Below are 17,479 nucleotides of genomic sequence, written 5' to 3'. Positions count from 1 at the left end.
ACTCGGCATCCCATCCAACAGTTGGTAAATTAGCTCTTGGGCGTGGGCAAGAATCTTCATGGTCCTTGCAACGTATAAGTTTCACGCCCTTTTCTCTCATCCCCGCTGCCAAGGTGCAAGATCTGAGTAGACAGAACTTTCGCATAAGGTGCAGCTGTGGAGGGGTTGCGGCGCGGGCAGCTATACCGGGCCACTATGCGGCCTGATCGAGGTTTCTCCCAAGTGCTGGAGCTTCAGCTTTGCTTACGGAATGAGTACTCCAGTGTGATCTTCAAATTCGCATCAGCTGTGCCCTTGGTGACGTAAGGCACGCCAACTTTCCCGGCTACTTTCACCCCAAATTCGAGCGTCACCTTGTCGACGTTAGCCCTGGTCATCTGCCTGAATGCATTGAGTGTGTAACTGGTGTAGGCACGTATGGTGCCCTGCATCTTCCGAAAACTCTACACGACTTGGTCGCTAGTCCCTTTAGCGGTGGGGTGGTTTAACCTCGCCAGTTACAATCCCTCTACACCTTATGGGCCAGCAACAACTCCCCCTGAAAAGTGGGTTGATTAGCAGCAGCTCTTCGAGTTCGCCTCGGTTTATCAGTGGTGCAATATCCGTGATCGGACGTTGTCCAACGAGGCAATCGCAGCTTAGCCAAAGGTTTCAGCGGTGCGACCTTTGGCTAAGTTCCTTGTCAGATATAGCTTTGGCCAGTCCGCTTAGAACCATGGTGATTAGTCAGCTGCTGCAACTTAGGTCAACGACCTGGCTCGCAATCACCTCCTAACCATACCCAGTTAAAAGTCCTAACCCAAGTGGTGATTGCTCTACAAACAGACTCTGGATCTGTCTCAGATTAGCCAAGGGCAACAGCGCGCGGATGCGGTTACAGCCAGCGACAGGTCGCATTGAGAAAACTCTGGGATTGTGATTTACATTAACCGAGTGAATGCCGGAGAGTATGGGCAAAAGAAAAACTTATGGTTTGGATTTGGATATTGCGTTTCAAATTCATGGCTAGGGAGCGCAAAGAATTGTGCACCTCACGATAGACTTAAACACATGGTTATTTTTTTTTAATAGATTTATATCTATTGAAGGTGATGCAGGAAGCACCCTTCCAGCCCAATACAGAGATTGCCAGTCTCTGCCCCCCTTAGCGACCGTGCTCATGTAATACCCGTGCTGTAGGGGTGAAGTGCTTCGCCCTTGCTCTTTAAACTTTAAAGCTCACTTATCCCAGTAATCACCCCTTGTAAGAGGGGGCGGAAGGAGGTTTTAGTGGATTTTTTGTCCGAGTTCTTATCGGATTTTTGGACGCAGTGGCAGTCCCCGACCCTTGGCTTTTTGATTAGCGGTATCGTCATTGCCACCCTTGGTAGCAAGCTGCAAATTCCCGATGCGATCTATAAATTCATCGTCTTCCTGCTGCTGATCAAGGTCGGCCTGACCGGCGGCATGGCCACTTACAATGCCAACCTGGCAGAAATGCTGCTGTCGACGCTGTTCGCCGTGGTAACGGGGATTCTCATCGTGCGCTACACGTTCGCCAAGCTGCCAGACATCAGAGTCGTGAATGCCGTTGCGACCGGGGGTTTATCAGGTGCCATGAGTGGTTTTACCATGGTCGCTGGCATCACGGTACTAAAATGGCAAGGTATTGAATATGAGAACTGGGCTGGTGCGCTCTATTCCTTTATGGACATTCCAGCGCTGGTGACGGCAATCATCATCGCTAGCATCCATACGAACAAGCAGAAACGCGACAAGTATCTTAAAAACGAGAAGTATCCCAAAAATGAGGAGTATATAGGCAAGCAGCGGGTTGCCGCAGTTGGGGCTCCCATCACTCAGCCCCTGCCCGCAGTTGCCGCAGGCGGGTATCCCATCGAGTCGGGCAATGGCGCAGGCAGCTACTCCAGCGGGCTGAGCGGCACCCCAAGCAATCGAGTTAAGATCTGGCCCATCGTGAAGGAAAGCCTCCAGGGTTCTGCCCTCTTGGCCCTTCTGCTCGGTCTTGTCCTCGGCTTGCTCACTCAGCTCGAAAGCGCCTATGAAAGCTTCTACGCCACGGGATTCAGCCTTGGCGGCGTCGTGATCTTAGCCATCACCGCCTGCTCCAGTTCAGACGGCTTGGGGCCACCCAAGTTACGGACTGGTATTCTGTCGGCTCACATCAGTTTCATGTGAGGCAGTATTGCTTTCAGGCTACCGCTGGTGATGGCTTTAAGATATATGCTCAGAAGAGGAAGGGTTTGTCTATGTTTGCACAACTGCCAGAGCGGCGAATGCACTGGATTCGCTGGATGGTGACCGTGGGTTGGCTCCTGATCATTGCTTCCCTATTTTATGATCCCTGGACATCGGCACTCACCGTGTCTGACCATCCCTGGAGTCCCTTGCGGCTTCCGGATACCTGTGTGCAGGTGCAGGGGGAATGCTTATCTGAGCAACCCTATCCCTTAGGAACGACCCTCTTCTGGGGAGCAATTGTGCCAGCCGCCATCTTTATTTTGCTGGTGTTTGGCCATGAGTTGTGGCGACGCATTTGTCCGCTCTCGTTTCTATCTCAAATTCCTCGTGCGCTAGGGTGGCAACGACAATTTAAGCGAGAGCACAAAAAGACTGGCAAGGTGCGCTACGAGTTAGCCAAAGTTGACCCAAATTCATGGCTGGGTCGCAACTATCCCTATGTGCAATTTGGCTGGTTGTTTGCCGGATTATGTGGGCGGATTTTGTTTTTCAATGCCGATCGTCTAGTGTTAGCAGGTTGGCTATTGTTCACGGTGGCAGCGGCAATTGCCGTGGGCTACTGGTACGGCGGCAAGTCTTGGTGTCAGTACTTTTGTCCGATGGCTCCGGTGCAGAGCATCTACAGTGAACCGGGGGGCTTGTTGAGCAGTAGAGCCCACACGAGTGAGCAACCAATTACACAATCTATGTGCCGCACGGTGCTACCGGATGGTAAAGAACAGAGCGCTTGCGTTGCCTGTCAAAATCCCTGCATCGACATTGATGCGGAGCGTACCTACTGGAACAGCTTGAAACAATCTGAAACCTCGTTTCTGCGCTATGGCTACGTCGGTTTAGTAATTGGCTATTTTGTCTATTACTATCTCTATGCAGGCAACTGGAACTATTACTTCTCTGGGGCATGGCTACGGCAGACCGATCAACTCGCTTCGCTGTTTGACCCTGGCCTTTACCTGTTTGGGCAGGCCATCAATATTCCTAAATTGGTTGCGGTTCCCCTAGTACTGGGTGGCTGCACGGCGATCGCCTATTGGGGAGGACGATGGATCGAAAAACGCGCCAAAGCCTATAGTCGGAGAAAACAGCTAAATCTATCGGTCGAAACCATCCGGCATCGCATCTTTGCCCTCTGTACCTTTGGTATCTTCAATTTCTTCTTTATCTTTGGGGGACGCCCCCTGATTCAGCTTCTCCCTTTGCCGGTGCAGTACCTCTATGACCTGGGTTTAGTGGCGCTGAGTACCCTCTGGCTCTATAAAACTTGGCGGCGGAGTCCTGATCTCTATTCTCGCGAAAATCTCGCGAACCGCTTCCGCAAGCAGTTGGAGAAATTGCAGTTGAATGTTGCACAGTTTTTGGAAGGCCGCTCGCTCAATGACCTAAACACCCATGAGGTGTATGTATTAGCTAAGGTTTTGCCTAGTTTTACCCGCGAGAAACGACACCAGGCCTACAAGGGAGTGGTGCGAGAAGCGCTGGAAGAAGGCTATGTGAATTACTCCAGTAGCCTAGAAGTGTTACAGCAAATGCGTCAGGAGTTAGGCATTACGGATGACGAGCACCGCCTTGTGCTAGAGGAATTGGGCATTGAAGATCCGCAGTTGCTAAATCCTGATCGCAAGCGCAGTTTAGAAAATCAGATTCGCCTGAATGGCTACCGTAAGTCACTGGAGCGGATCATGTTGCTGCAACAGAAACAGATCGATCGTCCGGCAATCGAGCAAGTATACTTTCAAGACTCAGCTACCATTCGTTCTCTGAGGCGAGAGTACTCAATTACGCCCCAGGAAGAAGAGTGGATTTTGAGCGGGTTTTCAACTAATGCCAGTAGTTTGAAAAAAGCAGAGTTTTTGCTCACGCAGTTACCCGATCTGATTAACTGCTACCGCGCTCTGAATCAACCGATGCTACAGGAGCATCAAGCGGTATTAACCCTGCTTCGAGAAAATATTCTCCACAAAAAAGAACTGATTGTGCGATCGCTTCTGGAAACCCTGGCTATTCTTCAGTCGGACGCGGCAGCTTTAGACCTGGCGCAGTCTTTACAGCAGGCTTCACCGGCAATTTTAGGAGAGATTTTAGATCAGGAAAACTGGAGCGATCGCCTGCCGCCTGCCATCCTACAGTGTTTGACCCAGCCTGGGGAAACCCCTGTTTTTTGCTCACTAGATTTCTCCTCGGAAGCGATTCTGGCCCATCTAGAGGCTTTGCTTCAGGATCAAAATCCTATGATTCAGGCAACAGCACTCTATATCATGGCTCAGTTGGATATAGAACGCAGTCAGGCAATCGCTCAAAATCGTCGTCACGAGTTCAATTCCCAGGTCGTCCAGGAAACGATCGATCGGCTACTGTCTGGGCATTCGCCATCAACAGCAAATTTATCGCTGACCCAATTTCCTACGCTAGAAAAGTTGGTCTATTTGTTTAATAGCGACTTCTTCCACCGGATGCAGAGTGAAACACTCATTGCTCTTGCAGATCGGGCGGAGGTGAGAGCCTACAAGCAAGGAGACATGATCACAGAAGCCGGAGATACCTGTCGAGAGTTGTTGCTGTTGATCGAAGGCGATGCCAACATTCACTATCAAACGAAATCTGGGGTTCGGGTAGAACAGCTTCATCCCGGACAAACGCTCGATGAGCTAGAGGTTTTGGCCCATAGCACTTCAGAAAATACGATCGTTGCAGATAGCGAAAGTACCCGAATCCTGGCAATTTCTGTGGATGCCTTTGATGATTGGCTCGACCATGATCCTGATTTTGCCCGCCGAGTTTTGGAACTGGAAAGTCGGCAACTTCAGCGATTTATGCGATCGGTGCAGCCACTTCAGGAATAAAAAAATCAGCCGTAAGCTATGTAGATAACCATCTCTACAAAGCAGGGTTGAAGGGTTCAAGCACCAGCCAGCTAACACTGTGCTGGTGCAAGGAAACAAAGACTATCGGTAGGTTTCAAAATTGCTTACTGCCGCACAGCTTTGACAGTGAATTGCTTGTCATGAACCGGCTGTCTGAAAAATTGACTTTGAATGGGCGGAATAACAATGCAGGGAGGTAGCTGAGGTGACTATTGATCAAGCCGAGTGCCCGATCGGCTAACCTGCTGAAGGTTTTTGGAGTTGAGTAGTTGTCTATCGTGCAACTAGCTGATCTGACTCAACCTGAGTTTGAGTTAGAGACGGCTTCTCTGGGTCGCCTGCACCGATAGCCGGAGTTCCCCATTCTAGGCTCCTGAATCTGCTGAGACCTTAGTAGGGCTTGATGGGCAGTTCAATTTGAAACTTTGAGCCTTTTCCTACTTCACTTGCGACATGGATGCGCCCACTATGAGCATGGACAATTTGTCGAGCGATCGCCAACCCGAGCCCAAAACCACCGCTGTCCTGGGAACGTTGAGCGTCTACTCGGTAGAAGCGATCGAAGACATAGGGTAAGTCAGATTCTGGAATGCCAGCGCCCGTGTCAATTATCTGAACCACGGCCCAGTCAGGGTAGGGCATCAAGCGCACCAGGATCACGCCGCCAGCAGGGGTATATTTGCAGGCATTGTTGAGCAAATTTTCGATCGCCTGTCGGAGCAGGTCGGGGTCAGCCCACAGTTCAATTAATTGCTCAGGCGGTTCGTAGGTTAGGTCGATGGCTTGCTGTTCTGCTAAGGTTACAAACTGGGTGACTAGATTTTTGAGCAAGTCGCCGAGATTGGTGAGCTTGAGTGATTCCGGTGCAAGCTGTCCCTGATGGCGAGCGAGCAATAACAGGTTGTTGACGAGCGCACCCATGGATTTCGCGCTATCCACGATATTCTCTAAGGGAGCGTGATAGCGAGAATTGTCATCGGCAATGAGTAAACCCAGTTGAGCATTGGTCAAAATTGCAGAAATGGGCGATCGCAACTCGTGGGACGCATCGGCTGTGAACCGTTGAAGTTGTTGATAGGCTTGCCGAATTGGTTGCATGGCAAAGCCGCTGAGAATCCAACCGGTGAGGGCAATGAGTCCTAGTGCGATCGGAACTGCTAGAGTCAACGCCACCTGAAGCTGCTGAAGTCTCTGTTGAGTCTCTGCCAGGGGAGTCGCAACCTGCAGATACCCCAAGGTCCCGGTTCTACCCTCAACCGGTAATGTCGCCTGCCGAAGCCAGATTCCTTTCTCCAAAAGTGGATCAGTCGATTGAACGGTGAGATAACCAAGAGACATCTCCAACTGGCTTGGGGGAGAAGCTCCAAAAAAGCGAACGAGCCGCCCTTGCGCGTTATACCAGCGCACATAAATCAAATCTTCTGCAAGCGGATGGGAGCCAGTGCCCAATAACGGAACATGGCTCAGATCGACCTGGCTCTGGCCTTGTCGCACTTCATAATGCACACTGGCAGCCATCACTCTAGTCTTGTCGTGGAGCAGGCGATCGAGCGCTTCCACTTTGTCCTTGGCCTCGATCTGATAAATCACCCCAGCAAACAGCACCAGAATGCCTCCCATCGACAGGGTGAACCAACGAGCCAAGTTGCGGCGGCTTTGGTTAAACACGTCTTGCCTTCAAAATTTATGCGTTTCAGGGGAATTTAGGCGATAACCCATGCCATAGATGCTCTCAAGCCAATCAGCCGCTCCTAGAGTCTGCAAGCGTTGACGCAGTTTGCGAACTAGAACAGTGATTGCGTTGCTTTCGGGTTCGGTTCCCCACTCCCATACTGCCTGCTCAATTTGGCTGCGAGTTAACACTTGCCGGGGGTGGCGCATGAAGTACTCCAACAGTTGGAACTCACGGCTAGATAGAGAAACAGTGGCACCTTGCCGCTCGACAGTCAGGGTATCGAGGTGGAGGTGGAGATCCTCAAGGCTCAGTATGTCTCCCTGCCAGAGGGGCGATCGCCGTCTTAATGCCCGGACTCGTGCCATAAACTCTATTAGGTCGATCGGTTTCACCAAGTAGTCATCTGCACCTGCGTCTAACCCAGTTACTTTTTCAGGTGTGGTGTCTCTTGCCGTGATCATCAAAACTGGAGCGGTTTTCCCGGCTGCTCGATATTGGCGACAGAGGGTTACACCACTGACACACGGTAACATCCAATCTAGAACCAGCAAATCATATTCTTTTTCTGACAGAAGCCACTGAGCCGTCTCACCATCTTTAACGCCATCCACGCTGTGTCCTGCCTGGGATAGTGCCATTTGCAGGGGCATCAGTTGTTTTGGGTCATCTTCTACCAGCAAAACTCTCATTTCTTCGCTGCTCCCCTTTGCGGCTTGCAAGATTGAGGATAGGCACTTAGGGTAGTGTACACATCCCCTTGGAGCTAGATCTCGAGATACAGCAGGCTGTCCTAGAGTGCAAATAACGGAAAATATAAGCCGATGAAAAAGGGTAGTGGGTGGCGTGTGATCAAAGATAGTCTCCAAACATCGGGAGCAGAGTTCTGGCTGCCGCTGCCGTTTGTGGCGATCGCCTTTTGGTTTGGCACCAATACTCTGATGGCTCAGGAGCTGCGGCAACCCCAACTGACCGAAACAAGACTTCAGGCTGACACCCAGCTTAAGGCAACTGTATCCATCAACATTTTGCTGATCAATGCAACCGTCAATCGACAGCAGGGGGTTACGCAAGTCGAGGTACAGACAACGGAACCCATCTTGAAGCGATTAGAACTAGAATTGCCAATGACCGACGCCAATCAAATCGAGGCGGCGATCGCGCAAGAACTTCAGCTATCTCTTCAAGATGTGCGGCAACTCGTTCGCTATGAAATTGTTGAATGAGGCCCCTGTGTCAATAGGCTACGTCGTGACTCGCAGTATTTACACTGTTTTTGATCCGGTTTAAGCGACGTAAACCATTCAAATCTAAATAGCTAAAACCAACTTTGGAGAAAAAGGGCAGCACACAAAACAATAACGTCTCAATCGTCTGGTTTACCCAACCCAACCCAGAAGGACCAATCAACCAGGCGATCGGGTAGCTAATCCACAGCACCGTAAAGTAGCTCAGAAGTCTGTCATACAGCCTAGATAACTCTACACCTTGCCCACGAGTTTTAGTCCGCAAAGGCCTCCAAATTCCCCAAAGGACGACTAGAAACGCAACAACACCACAGATGTACCAAAGAAATCTGGCTTCACCGATTGTGGATAGGTCAGCGATCAGCCCTGATACCACGACAATCGCTTGGGTTCCCATGAGTGAAGCAATTAATATCCAATCTTTGGTAATGAAGTACATTGCTGTCAAGGAAAGTGATAGCAGGAGTAAAGGGGTTGTGACAATCCAGTCGACGTAGCGAGCATAGTGAGTAATTTGCCCTGCAATTTCAACCTTACCTTGACCGAGTGCCATTGCCATATAAGCCAAACCCGACCAGATGGGAATATAAGGTGGCAATCAAATACTCATATTTAGGAACGCCACGCGGGTTAGTGCCAAGTGAAATAAAATATAGTGCGCCAACCGCCATCGCAATCACATAAGCCCAGTGCAATAGAGCTTGCAGATCCATAAGCTACCTCTGTTTCTCTTAGTCCTAATTCACAAATGTGATCCAAAAGTGAGCAGTAGAAATTTGGCGCTCACTTTTCACTCACTTTCTTGAAGAACACTAGAGAAATAATAAAGCTGCCAAGGCTGGCATACGGCTGCCATGCCGTTCCAGATGGTATGGAGGCGGGAGGAAATGAGATGGTAGTACTGGACAGCATCAAATCAACAGATCAGCAATGGCATCACCTTTCCCAAGAGCAAGTTGTCCGTTTGCTCAAAACTAATCTTGAGCAGGGTTTGACCTTTAATGAGGTAGCAGAGCGACGCGATCGCTTTGGTCCAAATCAGTTAGCAGCTCAGAAAAACCAGAGTGCATGGGTACGTTTTCTTCAGCAGTTCAATCAACCCTTGCTCTATATTCTGCTAGTTGCGGGGCTGGTGACAGCGTTTCTGAGGGAATGGATCGATTCGGGCGTGATTTTTGGGGTGACGCTGCTCAATGCCATTATTGGCTTTGTCCAAGAGTCTAAAGCAGAAGATGCGATCGCCGCTTTATCAGAAGCGGTTACAACTGATGCAACCATTTTTCGTAATGGCCAAAAGCAAGTCGTTCCATCCAGCGAACTGGTTCCTGGTGATCTCGTCCTGCTCTCCTCTGGCGACAAAGTACCTGCGGATCTGCGGCTGCTTGAAATTCGCGATTTACAGGTAGATGAATCAGCCCTTACAGGAGAATCGGTTCCAGTCGAAAAAAGCCTCGCTCCCTTAGAAGCAGATGCTCCGCTGGCAGAACGCACCAACATGACGTACACGGGCAGCCTTGTCACCTTTGGGCAGGCGCGTGGAGTTGTGGTGGGCATTGGAGAGATGACCGAAACCGGGCACCTCTCCCAACTGATGCAGCAAAGTACAGCCATAGAAACGCCTCTAACTCGCAAAATCGATAAATTCAGCAAAACCTTGCTCTATATCATTTTGGGACTCGCTACCTTCACCTTTGCTGTTGGCATTGCTCAAGGGTTTTCCTGGATTGAAGTGTTCAAGGCGGCGGTAGCGCTAGCAGTCAGTGCGATTCCCGAAGGGTTGCCTGCCATTCTTACAGTGACATTGGCGCTCGGCGTATCTCGGATGGCAAAACACCACGCCATCATTCGTAAATTACCAGCGATCGAGACTCTAGGCAGTACCACCGTAATTTGTTCCGATAAAACCGGAACCCTGACCGAGAATCAAATGACGGTTCAGGAAATTGACGCAGGTGGAAGGCGCTACCGGGTAAGTGGTGGAGGTTATGCGCCGGATGGAGAGATTTCCCTGAATGGACACACCATTGATCTGGCAAAGACACCAGCGTTATATGAATGCCTACAAGCTGGACTGTTGTGTAACGACGCTCACCTAGAAATGCAGGACGGAAATTGGATAGTGGTCGGTAGCCCTACAGAGGGAGCGCTGATTGCTGCTGCTCACAAAGCTGGACTCGTTACAGACAAGCTGGAGCAGGCGATTCCTCGACTTGACATCCTACCGTTTGAATCTCAATTTCAATACATGGCAACACTACATCGCAACCGCCCAGAACGGTTGATTTATGTCAAAGGTTCGGCTGAAGCCATCCTCAAGCGATGTCGTCAGATGCTGGATGAAAATGGAAAGGCGATTGTCCTCAACCCGACCCAACTTGAGCAAACTGTAGAGAACATGGCAAAAAAAGGGCTGCGGGTTCTCGCACTTGCCAAGAAAGCTGTCCCTAATTTTCAAGCTGTGATCGAACATGCCGATTTGGAACAAGATTTAGTATTTTTGGGATTGCAAGGCATGATCGATCCGCCTCGTCCCGAAGCGATTCATGCCATTGAATCCTGTAAGTCTGCGGGAATTCAGGTCAAGATGATCACGGGCGACCATGCCAAAACAGCAGCAGCGATCGCTCAGCAGATGGGACTAAGTCAAACTCAGGATAGACCCGTTTTCACAGGTCAAGAACTTGCCCAACTGGATGAGCAAGGATTAGCCAACGCCGTTGAACAGAGCAATGTGTTTGCGCGAGTTGCACCTGAGCAAAAATTGCGGATTGTAGAAGCACTTCAATCCAAAGGTGAGATTGTGGCAATGACAGGAGATGGAGTCAATGATGCGCCTGCCTTGAAGCAAGCTGACATTGGAGTAGCCATGGGTATCACTGGCACCGAAGTCACGAAAGAAGCGGCGGACATGATTCTGACAGACGACAACTTTGCTTCGATTGAAGCCGCTGTTGAAGAAGGACGCACCGTTTATAAGAATCTATTGCGGGCGATCGCCTTCATCCTACCTGTGAACGGTGGTGAATCCATGACCATCTTAATTGCGGTGATGTTAGCAACTCCACTACCAATTCTGCCCGTGCAAATTCTTTGGCTAAATATGGTCAGTTCTGTTGCCTTGAGTCTACCACTGGCATTTGAGCCACCCTCGCCGGATGTGATGGAATATCCACCTCGTCCTGCTAACGAACCACTATTGTCTCGTAGGTTAATCATCCGAATTTTAACCGTTTCACTATTTAACTGGATTGTAATTTTTGGGACATTTAACTGGATTGTCCGAACCACTGGAGATGAGGAACTAGGACGAACGATGGCAATTCAGGCATTGGTTGCAGCAGAAGCTTTTTACTTATTAGGAATCAGCCGCTTTATTCCGGCACTCGTTGCAAAACTACGTGGTAAAGATGAGTCGTTGGGTTACGCCGTGGCAATCGGTATTGTAGGCGTCCTAATACTCCAATATCTGTTTAGCCAATGGAGCATTATGAATGGGCTATTTGCCACTGAAGCATTAAGTCCAACTCAAGGCTTAATCTGCTTTGTCATTGGGCTTCCCATGATTGCTTTAGCTGCATTGCTGAAGCGATTTTCTCCGCTGAAATAAATAACTTTGATAAAGCTGTTATTTTGATTATGCTGACATCAGAAAAATTGTGTGTTGAAATTAATCTTTTCTCATGAACTCTCATAACACCAAACGGGCGATCGGGATATTCTCCAATCGCAAAAACGCAGAACAAGCGCTAGCTGAGCTAAAGAAGCAGGGTTTCCCCATGCATAAGCTTTCGATGATCACTAAATCTTCTGGTGATAGCAACAGTTTAGACAGCCAAAGTGTAAAGCAGCCTTCGATAACAAGATTAGAAGGTGCAAAAACAGGCGCAATTGCAGGAAGTATAGGAGTAGGTTCGCTTGCCCTGATCGTGGGACTCGCCAGCCTACTAGTTCCTGGTATTGGTCAGGTATTAGCGGTAGAAAGCCTTTTAACAACTTTTCTTGGAAGTGGAATTGCTGCAACTGTTGGTGGTTTATATGGCGCTCTTCAAGGATGGCTTGTGCCAGAGGAACAAGCAAAAAAATACAGCAACAGATTCAACTCAGGAGATTATTTAATCACCATGGAGGCGATAGAAAACGAGATTCTCATCGCTGAACCTATCCTTAAACACTGGGGGATTCGGACATGGCATATCTATGATAAATCTTGAACTCGAAGTAGGATACATTTGAATAACATATCTACACTATCTCTCTGGCAAATTTATAGCAGTATGCTGCACAGTGAATCTTTATTTGTCGTAGAGATGCATTAGTGTCGTCAAATAAGCCAAACTAAATTTGGCTTGCTTTTTCTGCCTTTAGCCAGCTTGACAGTGCCGATGGTTAGACGAGGAACAGCTGAGCAAACTCTCTATAGTCCTGAAGTAGAGAAAGTTTCGTTCAACAACACAAATTTGACTCAATGTCACTTAATCTGGCACTGTACAAACGGTTAAGTCACTAACCTTGGGCGCAGACAGTGACCATTGAGATACGCACGCCGCCTAGCGACGCTCCCAACTCATATCGTGGCATGAGAGGCGGCCTAAGCGAGTGGGCTGTAGCACATATGTCCAAGCCCTCGCTACGCACAGCGGAAGCGACTCTTACAGGGGTGCGCAACCGGGCTATTGGCACGTTCGCTATATCGTTTGCCGCAATCTCGACATAGATAGCGTTGTAGAGCGTTTTGCTCCTTTAAGGGAGATCCAGGGTGCTCTACCGTTCTTTACCGTGCGCTCACTCTGGAAATAGGGACATCGCATTGGCTACAAGATAGCTACTCTCTATATTTAGCTATCACCCGTAAAAAACCAGTGCTGTAATTATGTCACCAGTACGGTAAAATGCTCTGGAATCTGAGAAATATTACCTATTTCTATTTCTTGCATTTGAGAAGATCGCCTTATGAGAGCAGGATTTAAGATGGAATGGATCATGGCACAACAACCATCGATAGATATTAATCCCGCTACAGAAGCTCCAGTCACAGGTACCATTCCTGAGCTTGTTATTATCTTAATTATTCTGCTCCTGATCGCAACAATTGTTGCTCTCATAAGCCAAAAATTGCGAATTTCTTATGTGACAGGACTAGTGTTAGCAGGACTTCCTATCACAGAAGTATTTTCTCGACGTGTTGGGCTAGATCCATCATTAGTATTAAATCTTTTTCTGCCAATTTTAATTTTTGAGGCAGCAATTAACACAGATATTAGTCGTCTCCGCAGTACGTTTAAACCAATTGCGCTGCTGGCTGGTCCAGGTTCTATTTTTTCTTCGGCAATTATTGCGACTTTAATAAGATTTGGGCTAGGGTTAGACTGGATTCCAGCCTTACTAGTTGGAATTATTTTAGCAAATACAGATACTGTATCAATAATTGCGACATTTAAAGATATTCGCGTACCTTCTCGATTGAGTACTATCGTCGAGGGAGAGACGCTGTTTAATGATGCAGCCGCTTTAGTCTCGTTTAATTTACTATTGGTTATTTATGCGACAGGCTCTCTTACCCCTGTACAAGGCTTAAAGGAAGTGCTTTTAGTCGCTTTGGGTGGGGCACTAGTTGGAGGTATTTTAGGTTACTTAAGTTTGCCAATATTTGTTCGCTTAAATGACCCCCTCAGTAGTTTACTATTGACCGTTGCCTTGGCACTAGGAACGTTCCAAATCGGCCAATTTATCGGAGTATCAGGCGCAGTTGCTGTGGTAATAGCAGGGCTTGTTTTTGGCAACCTCGGTCTGCCTCGTAGCTCGTCAGCTTCGGATCGTATTACACTGCTGAGCTTCTGGGAATATGCTGGCTTTAGTGTTAATACGTTTATCTTTCTGCTCATCGGCATAGAAATTAATCCGCTAGCGCTGTGGGAAATGTTTCCATCTATTTTATTGGTCATTTTGGCCTATCAACTAGGGCGAATAATTTCGGTCTATTTATTATTGGCGGGCCTGCGATGGTTTGATCGCCCCATCCCTCTACGTTGGCAGCACGTATTAGTTTTGGGAAATATTAAAGGATCACTCTCAATGGCGTTAGCCGTTGCTATTCCTTTAACTCTTACCAGTCGAGATGTGATCATTGAAGTAGTATTTGGTGCTGTTCTATTTTCTTTGGTGATCCAGGGATTGGCGTTGCCTTGGCTGGTTAAGAAGCTTAATATTAGCTATGGCTCCGATCTTACACAGAAAGCAGGGCAGCTACAAATTCAATTGATCGCCTCTAAGGCAGCCCAGTCGGAACTGGGGAATTTATTGAAATCAGGTGTGTTGACCAAAGCTGTTTATGAAGAACTTTGGGCTTCATATCAGACACACGTTGCAGAGTCTGAGAGGCAACTTCGTACGCTGCTTAGTCAACGGCGGACGGGTGATCTAAGCCGCAATCACAAAGGGTTAGATGCTGTTCGGCGACAATTGTTTTTGGTAGAAAAAGGAGCAGTGAACGAGGCACTTAGAAAAAGAATTGTTCCAGATGATTTAGTGAAATCATACATTAAAAATTTAGATGAAAAGCTTCTAGCCTTGGAAGACGACTAGCGATAGAGGCTGTGCAAAACTATTGACTAAGGTCAAGCAGATTGATGTCGAAAGTAATATCCTATAAGCGCGAGAGCAGCATGTATATAATCATTGGCGGGGCTGGACTAATTGGCTCGACTTTAGCTCAACGTTTGGTCAAACTCGGCCATACCGTTGCCGTGATCGATATTAACCCAATTGCTTGCAACTATGCTAGAGAACATCTAGGGGTTATGACCTTTGAAGGTAGTGCAGTTAGCACAGAAGTTTTAACTGAAGCTGGAATTCACCAAGCAGATATTGTCTGTGCTGCCTTGCGTCATGACGCGCTTAACCTCGCAATTGTTTCCCTAGCTAGGCATTACCGAGTTCCTCATATTATCTCTCGCCTGCGAAACCGCGACTTTGAGCATCCCCTTCGCCACGCGGGTGCCAATCGAATTATTAGCACTGTAGATTTAGCCGTATCGACGATGGTTAATGCAGCTGAATATCCACAAATAGAGTCAATCATGCATTTTGAACAAGGGCAAATAGAAGTGCTTAAACTGACCATCGCTGAAAACTGTAGCGTAGTCAATCACAGTATTTCCGAAATTGCTCAAGATGAACGATTCCCCAAAAGTTCGTTGATTATTGGTTATCAGCCGCATACTCATATGGATTTAGTTGTTCCAAATGGCACGACAGTTCTAGAAGCAAACTCTAAGATTTTGGTTGTCACAAAGCCAGATAGCCTGCACGCATTAATTGACTTTATCCAACCTTTTTCAGAAGTGCTCGACTTTTCAGCCGAACTAAACGAGTAGTAAACTCTGTACTCAGAGTATCTATACTTATTACAACACTCCCGAATCAGGGAGCTATGGCTGCCTGTGCTGGTGTAAAGTGACAGATTAAATGACATAGAGACAAATTCATATCGTTGAACGAAACCTTCTCTACTTCAGGATTGTAGAGAGTTTGCTCAGCCGTTCCTCGTCTAACCATCGGCACTGTCAAGCTGGCTTAAGGCAGAAAAAGCAAGCCAAATTTGGCTTTGCTTATTTGACGACACTAATGCGTCTACACGACAAATAAAGAGTCACTGTACACCCGTCGTGGCTCCGCTGTTTACCCCCTGCGAGGCCCTGTGTCAGACGCGAAACCTTCTCGATCGCTTTCCAATATTGCAGGCATTGTGGCTGTAGCTACCATCATCAGCAAGTTTGCTGGGCTATTTCGCCAGCAGGCGATCGGGGCAGCCTTTGCGGTGGGGCCGGTGGCCGATGCCTACAGCTTTGCCTACATTATTCCTGGCTTTTTGCTGATTTTACTGGGGGGTATCAACGGGCCGTTTCACAGCGCGATCATCAGCGTGGTAGCGCGGCAGGAGCGTAAAGATATAGCTAGGTTAATTGAGGCGATCAACACCCTGGTGGGGCTAATGCTGATGGGGGTGTCGGTGCTGCTGTTTGTGCTGGCCGGGCCCATTATCGACATCATTGCCCCAGGGCTGGCGCAGTTAGAGCCGGTGGCGCGCGATATTGCGGTACTGCAATTGCGAATTATGTCGCCGATGGCCATGCTGGCGGGGCTAATTGGCATTGGCTTTGGGGCATTGAATGCCGATAGCCAATTTTGGTTGCCGTCGATTAGCCCAATTTTCTCTAGCGGGGCGGTTCTGGTGGGGCTGGGGCTGTTCTACGGGGCAATTGGGCATGACATTGCCAGTCCAGATTTTTTTATGCGGGGCGGGGCGGTGCTGGCAGCCAGCACGCTTAGTGGGGCTTTTTTGCAGTGGTTGGCGCAAATTCCGGCCCTGTGGAAGTCGGGGCTGGGGCGGCTGCGGCTGCGGTTTGACTGGTCTATTCCGGGGGTGGAGGAGGTGTTTCGGGTGCTGTTGCCCGCCACCCTATCATCGGGGATGCTGCAGATTAACTTGTTTACAGATTTATTCTTTGCCTCGTTTATTCCCGGCACGGCGGCGGCGCTGAGCTACGCCAATCTACTGGTGCAGACGCCGTTGGGCATTATCTCGAACGTGATTTTGGTGCCGTTTTTCCCCCTGTTTGCCCGCCTAGCGGCTCCTGAAAACTGGCCCGAACTCAAGACCCGCATTCGCCAGGGTTTACTGTTTACGGCCCTGACCATGCTGCCGCTGGGGGCGCTGTTTGTAGTGCTGGCCCAGCCCATTGTGCGGGTTGTCTACGAGCGCGGGGCTTTTGATCAGGAGGCATCGAACCTGGTTACCTCGGTGCTGCTGGTCTATGGCCTTGGCATGTTTGTCTATTTGGCTCGTGACGTGCTGGTGCGGGTGTTTTATGCCCTGGGGGATGGGCAGACGCCTTTTCGAATCAGCCTGATCAATATTGTGCTGAATGGGGTGCTGGATTTTTTCTTCGTTCGCTGGCTGGGGGCACCGGGTCTGGTGCTGGCCACGGTGGGGGTGAATGTGTTGTCAACCCTGACGCTGACGATGATTTTGCATCGGCGGCTGCGGGGGCTGCCGTTGCGGGAATGGGGCGGGGCGATCGCCCTACTCACCCTGCTGAGTGCGATCGCGGGTACCGCTGCCTGGGGCACTCTGCAGTGGCTAGAAACCCAGTTTGGCACCGAGGGCATTGGCGTGCTGGTGCTGCAACTGTTGATTCCAGGCGGCGTGGGGCTACTGATCTTCGTGATTGGAGCCTTCCTACTGCCGATACCTGAGACGAAGCAGCTAGCGGCGCGGATTCGGGAGCGGGTGAGGCGGTAGGGGAGTAGATGGGTAGGTGGGTCAATGATGATTAACGTAGTCCATTTGGGCTTTTTTTACCTGGATGCGCACCTGTCCAACTACTTGGATCCACTTCATACTGTGCAGGTAAGAACTGGTCTGTATAAGCCACAGTGAGGGTTGAGTAGTTGCCTGC

General features: G+C 49.1%; 12 protein-coding genes. 8 read left to right on the top strand and 4 right to left on the bottom strand.

Annotated features, from left to right (window positions below; translation table 11 throughout):
- Positions 1-233: 233 nt before the first annotated feature.
- Entirely contained in the window at positions 234-431 is a 198-nt protein-coding gene (locus tag IQ265_RS29035) for a CU044_2847 family protein (RefSeq protein ID WP_228038457.1), read from the bottom strand.
- Between the two features lie 838 nt (positions 432-1,269).
- Here IQ265_RS29035 and IQ265_RS25285 point away from each other — a divergent pair.
- Together IQ265_RS25285 and IQ265_RS25280 are read left to right on the top strand one after the other, a co-directional pair.
- Positions 1,270-2,178, top strand: coding sequence for a sodium-dependent bicarbonate transport family permease (locus IQ265_RS25285; RefSeq protein ID WP_194058750.1), 909 nt, complete (start codon positions 1,270-1,272; stop codon positions 2,176-2,178).
- 71 nt (positions 2,179-2,249) lie between these two features.
- The gene (locus IQ265_RS25280; RefSeq protein WP_194058748.1) at positions 2,250-5,081 is read left to right on the top strand and encodes a cyclic nucleotide-binding domain-containing protein; all 2,832 of its coding nucleotides are present in this window, start codon (positions 2,250-2,252) and stop codon (positions 5,079-5,081) included.
- Between the two features lie 411 nt (positions 5,082-5,492).
- Here the strand turns inward: IQ265_RS25280 and IQ265_RS30300 are convergent, their stop codons facing one another.
- Both IQ265_RS30300 and rppA read right to left on the bottom strand, forming a co-directional pair.
- Positions 5,493-6,770, bottom strand: coding sequence for a HAMP domain-containing sensor histidine kinase (locus IQ265_RS30300; protein WP_194058746.1), 1,278 nt, complete (start codon positions 6,768-6,770; stop codon positions 5,493-5,495).
- Positions 6,771-6,779: 9 nt separating this feature from the next.
- The gene (gene rppA / locus IQ265_RS25270) at positions 6,780-7,466 is read right to left on the bottom strand and encodes a two-component system response regulator RppA (RefSeq protein ID WP_194058744.1); all 687 of its coding nucleotides are present in this window, start codon (positions 7,464-7,466) and stop codon (positions 6,780-6,782) included.
- A 156-nt stretch (positions 7,467-7,622) separates the two neighbouring features.
- Between rppA and IQ265_RS25265 the strand changes: the two genes are divergently transcribed.
- Positions 7,623-8,000: a hypothetical protein gene (locus IQ265_RS25265; RefSeq protein WP_228038455.1), complete on the top strand. Its 378-nt coding sequence runs from the start codon at positions 7,623-7,625 to the stop codon at positions 7,998-8,000.
- A gap of 10 nt (positions 8,001-8,010) precedes the next feature.
- Here the strand turns inward: IQ265_RS25265 and IQ265_RS25260 are convergent, their stop codons facing one another.
- Complete coding sequence (locus IQ265_RS25260; protein WP_228038453.1) at positions 8,011-8,619, bottom strand: bacteriorhodopsin; 609 nt, start codon at positions 8,617-8,619, stop codon at positions 8,011-8,013.
- A 294-nt stretch (positions 8,620-8,913) separates the two neighbouring features.
- Between IQ265_RS25260 and IQ265_RS25255 the strand changes: the two genes are divergently transcribed.
- The 5 genes from IQ265_RS25255 to murJ all read left to right on the top strand — a co-directional run bounded on the left by IQ265_RS25255 (position 8,914) and on the right by murJ (position 17,322).
- Positions 8,914-11,628, top strand: a complete 2,715-nt coding sequence (locus IQ265_RS25255; protein ID WP_194058740.1) for a cation-transporting P-type ATPase — start codon at positions 8,914-8,916, stop codon at positions 11,626-11,628.
- Between the two features lie 169 nt (positions 11,629-11,797).
- The gene (locus IQ265_RS25250; protein ID WP_228038452.1) at positions 11,798-12,232 is read left to right on the top strand and encodes a hypothetical protein; all 435 of its coding nucleotides are present in this window, start codon (positions 11,798-11,800) and stop codon (positions 12,230-12,232) included.
- 757 nt (positions 12,233-12,989) lie between these two features.
- On the top strand, positions 12,990-14,603 hold the full coding sequence (locus IQ265_RS25245) for a sodium:proton antiporter (protein WP_194058736.1): 1,614 nt from the start codon (positions 12,990-12,992) through the stop codon (positions 14,601-14,603).
- Positions 14,604-14,683: 80 nt separating this feature from the next.
- The gene (locus IQ265_RS25240) at positions 14,684-15,394 is read left to right on the top strand and encodes a TrkA family potassium uptake protein (protein WP_194058734.1); all 711 of its coding nucleotides are present in this window, start codon (positions 14,684-14,686) and stop codon (positions 15,392-15,394) included.
- 323 nt (positions 15,395-15,717) lie between these two features.
- Positions 15,718-17,322 (top strand): murein biosynthesis integral membrane protein MurJ, encoded by a 1,605-nt coding sequence (gene murJ, locus IQ265_RS25235; protein ID WP_194058732.1) that lies wholly within the window; start codon positions 15,718-15,720, stop codon positions 17,320-17,322.
- Positions 17,323-17,479: the final 157 nt, after the last annotated feature.

The organism is Nodosilinea sp. LEGE 06152, assembly GCF_015207525.1.
Lineage (GTDB): Bacteria > Cyanobacteriota > Cyanobacteriia > Phormidesmidales > Phormidesmidaceae > Nodosilinea.
The sequence above is the reverse complement of the archived record's forward strand: the minus strand, read 5'-3'. Positions and strand labels throughout refer to the sequence as shown.

What these genes read in the sequence shown, in the direction of transcription:
- IQ265_RS29035 (WP_228038457.1), bottom strand. Translation starts at nt 431, where the DNA reads ATGCAGGGCACCATACGTGCCTACACCAGTTACACACTCAATGCATTC.
- IQ265_RS25280 (WP_194058748.1), top strand. Translation starts at nt 2,250, where the DNA reads ATGTTTGCACAACTGCCAGAGCGGCGAATGCACTGGATTCGCTGGATG.
- rppA (WP_194058744.1), bottom strand. Translation starts at nt 7,466, where the DNA reads ATGAGAGTTTTGCTGGTAGAAGATGACCCAAAACAACTGATGCCCCTG.
- IQ265_RS25255 (WP_194058740.1), top strand. Translation starts at nt 8,914, where the DNA reads ATGGTAGTACTGGACAGCATCAAATCAACAGATCAGCAATGGCATCAC.
- IQ265_RS25250 (WP_228038452.1), top strand. Translation starts at nt 11,798, where the DNA reads ATGCATAAGCTTTCGATGATCACTAAATCTTCTGGTGATAGCAACAGT.
- IQ265_RS25245 (WP_194058736.1), top strand. Translation starts at nt 12,990, where the DNA reads ATGGAATGGATCATGGCACAACAACCATCGATAGATATTAATCCCGCT.
- IQ265_RS25240 (WP_194058734.1), top strand. Translation starts at nt 14,684, where the DNA reads ATGTATATAATCATTGGCGGGGCTGGACTAATTGGCTCGACTTTAGCT.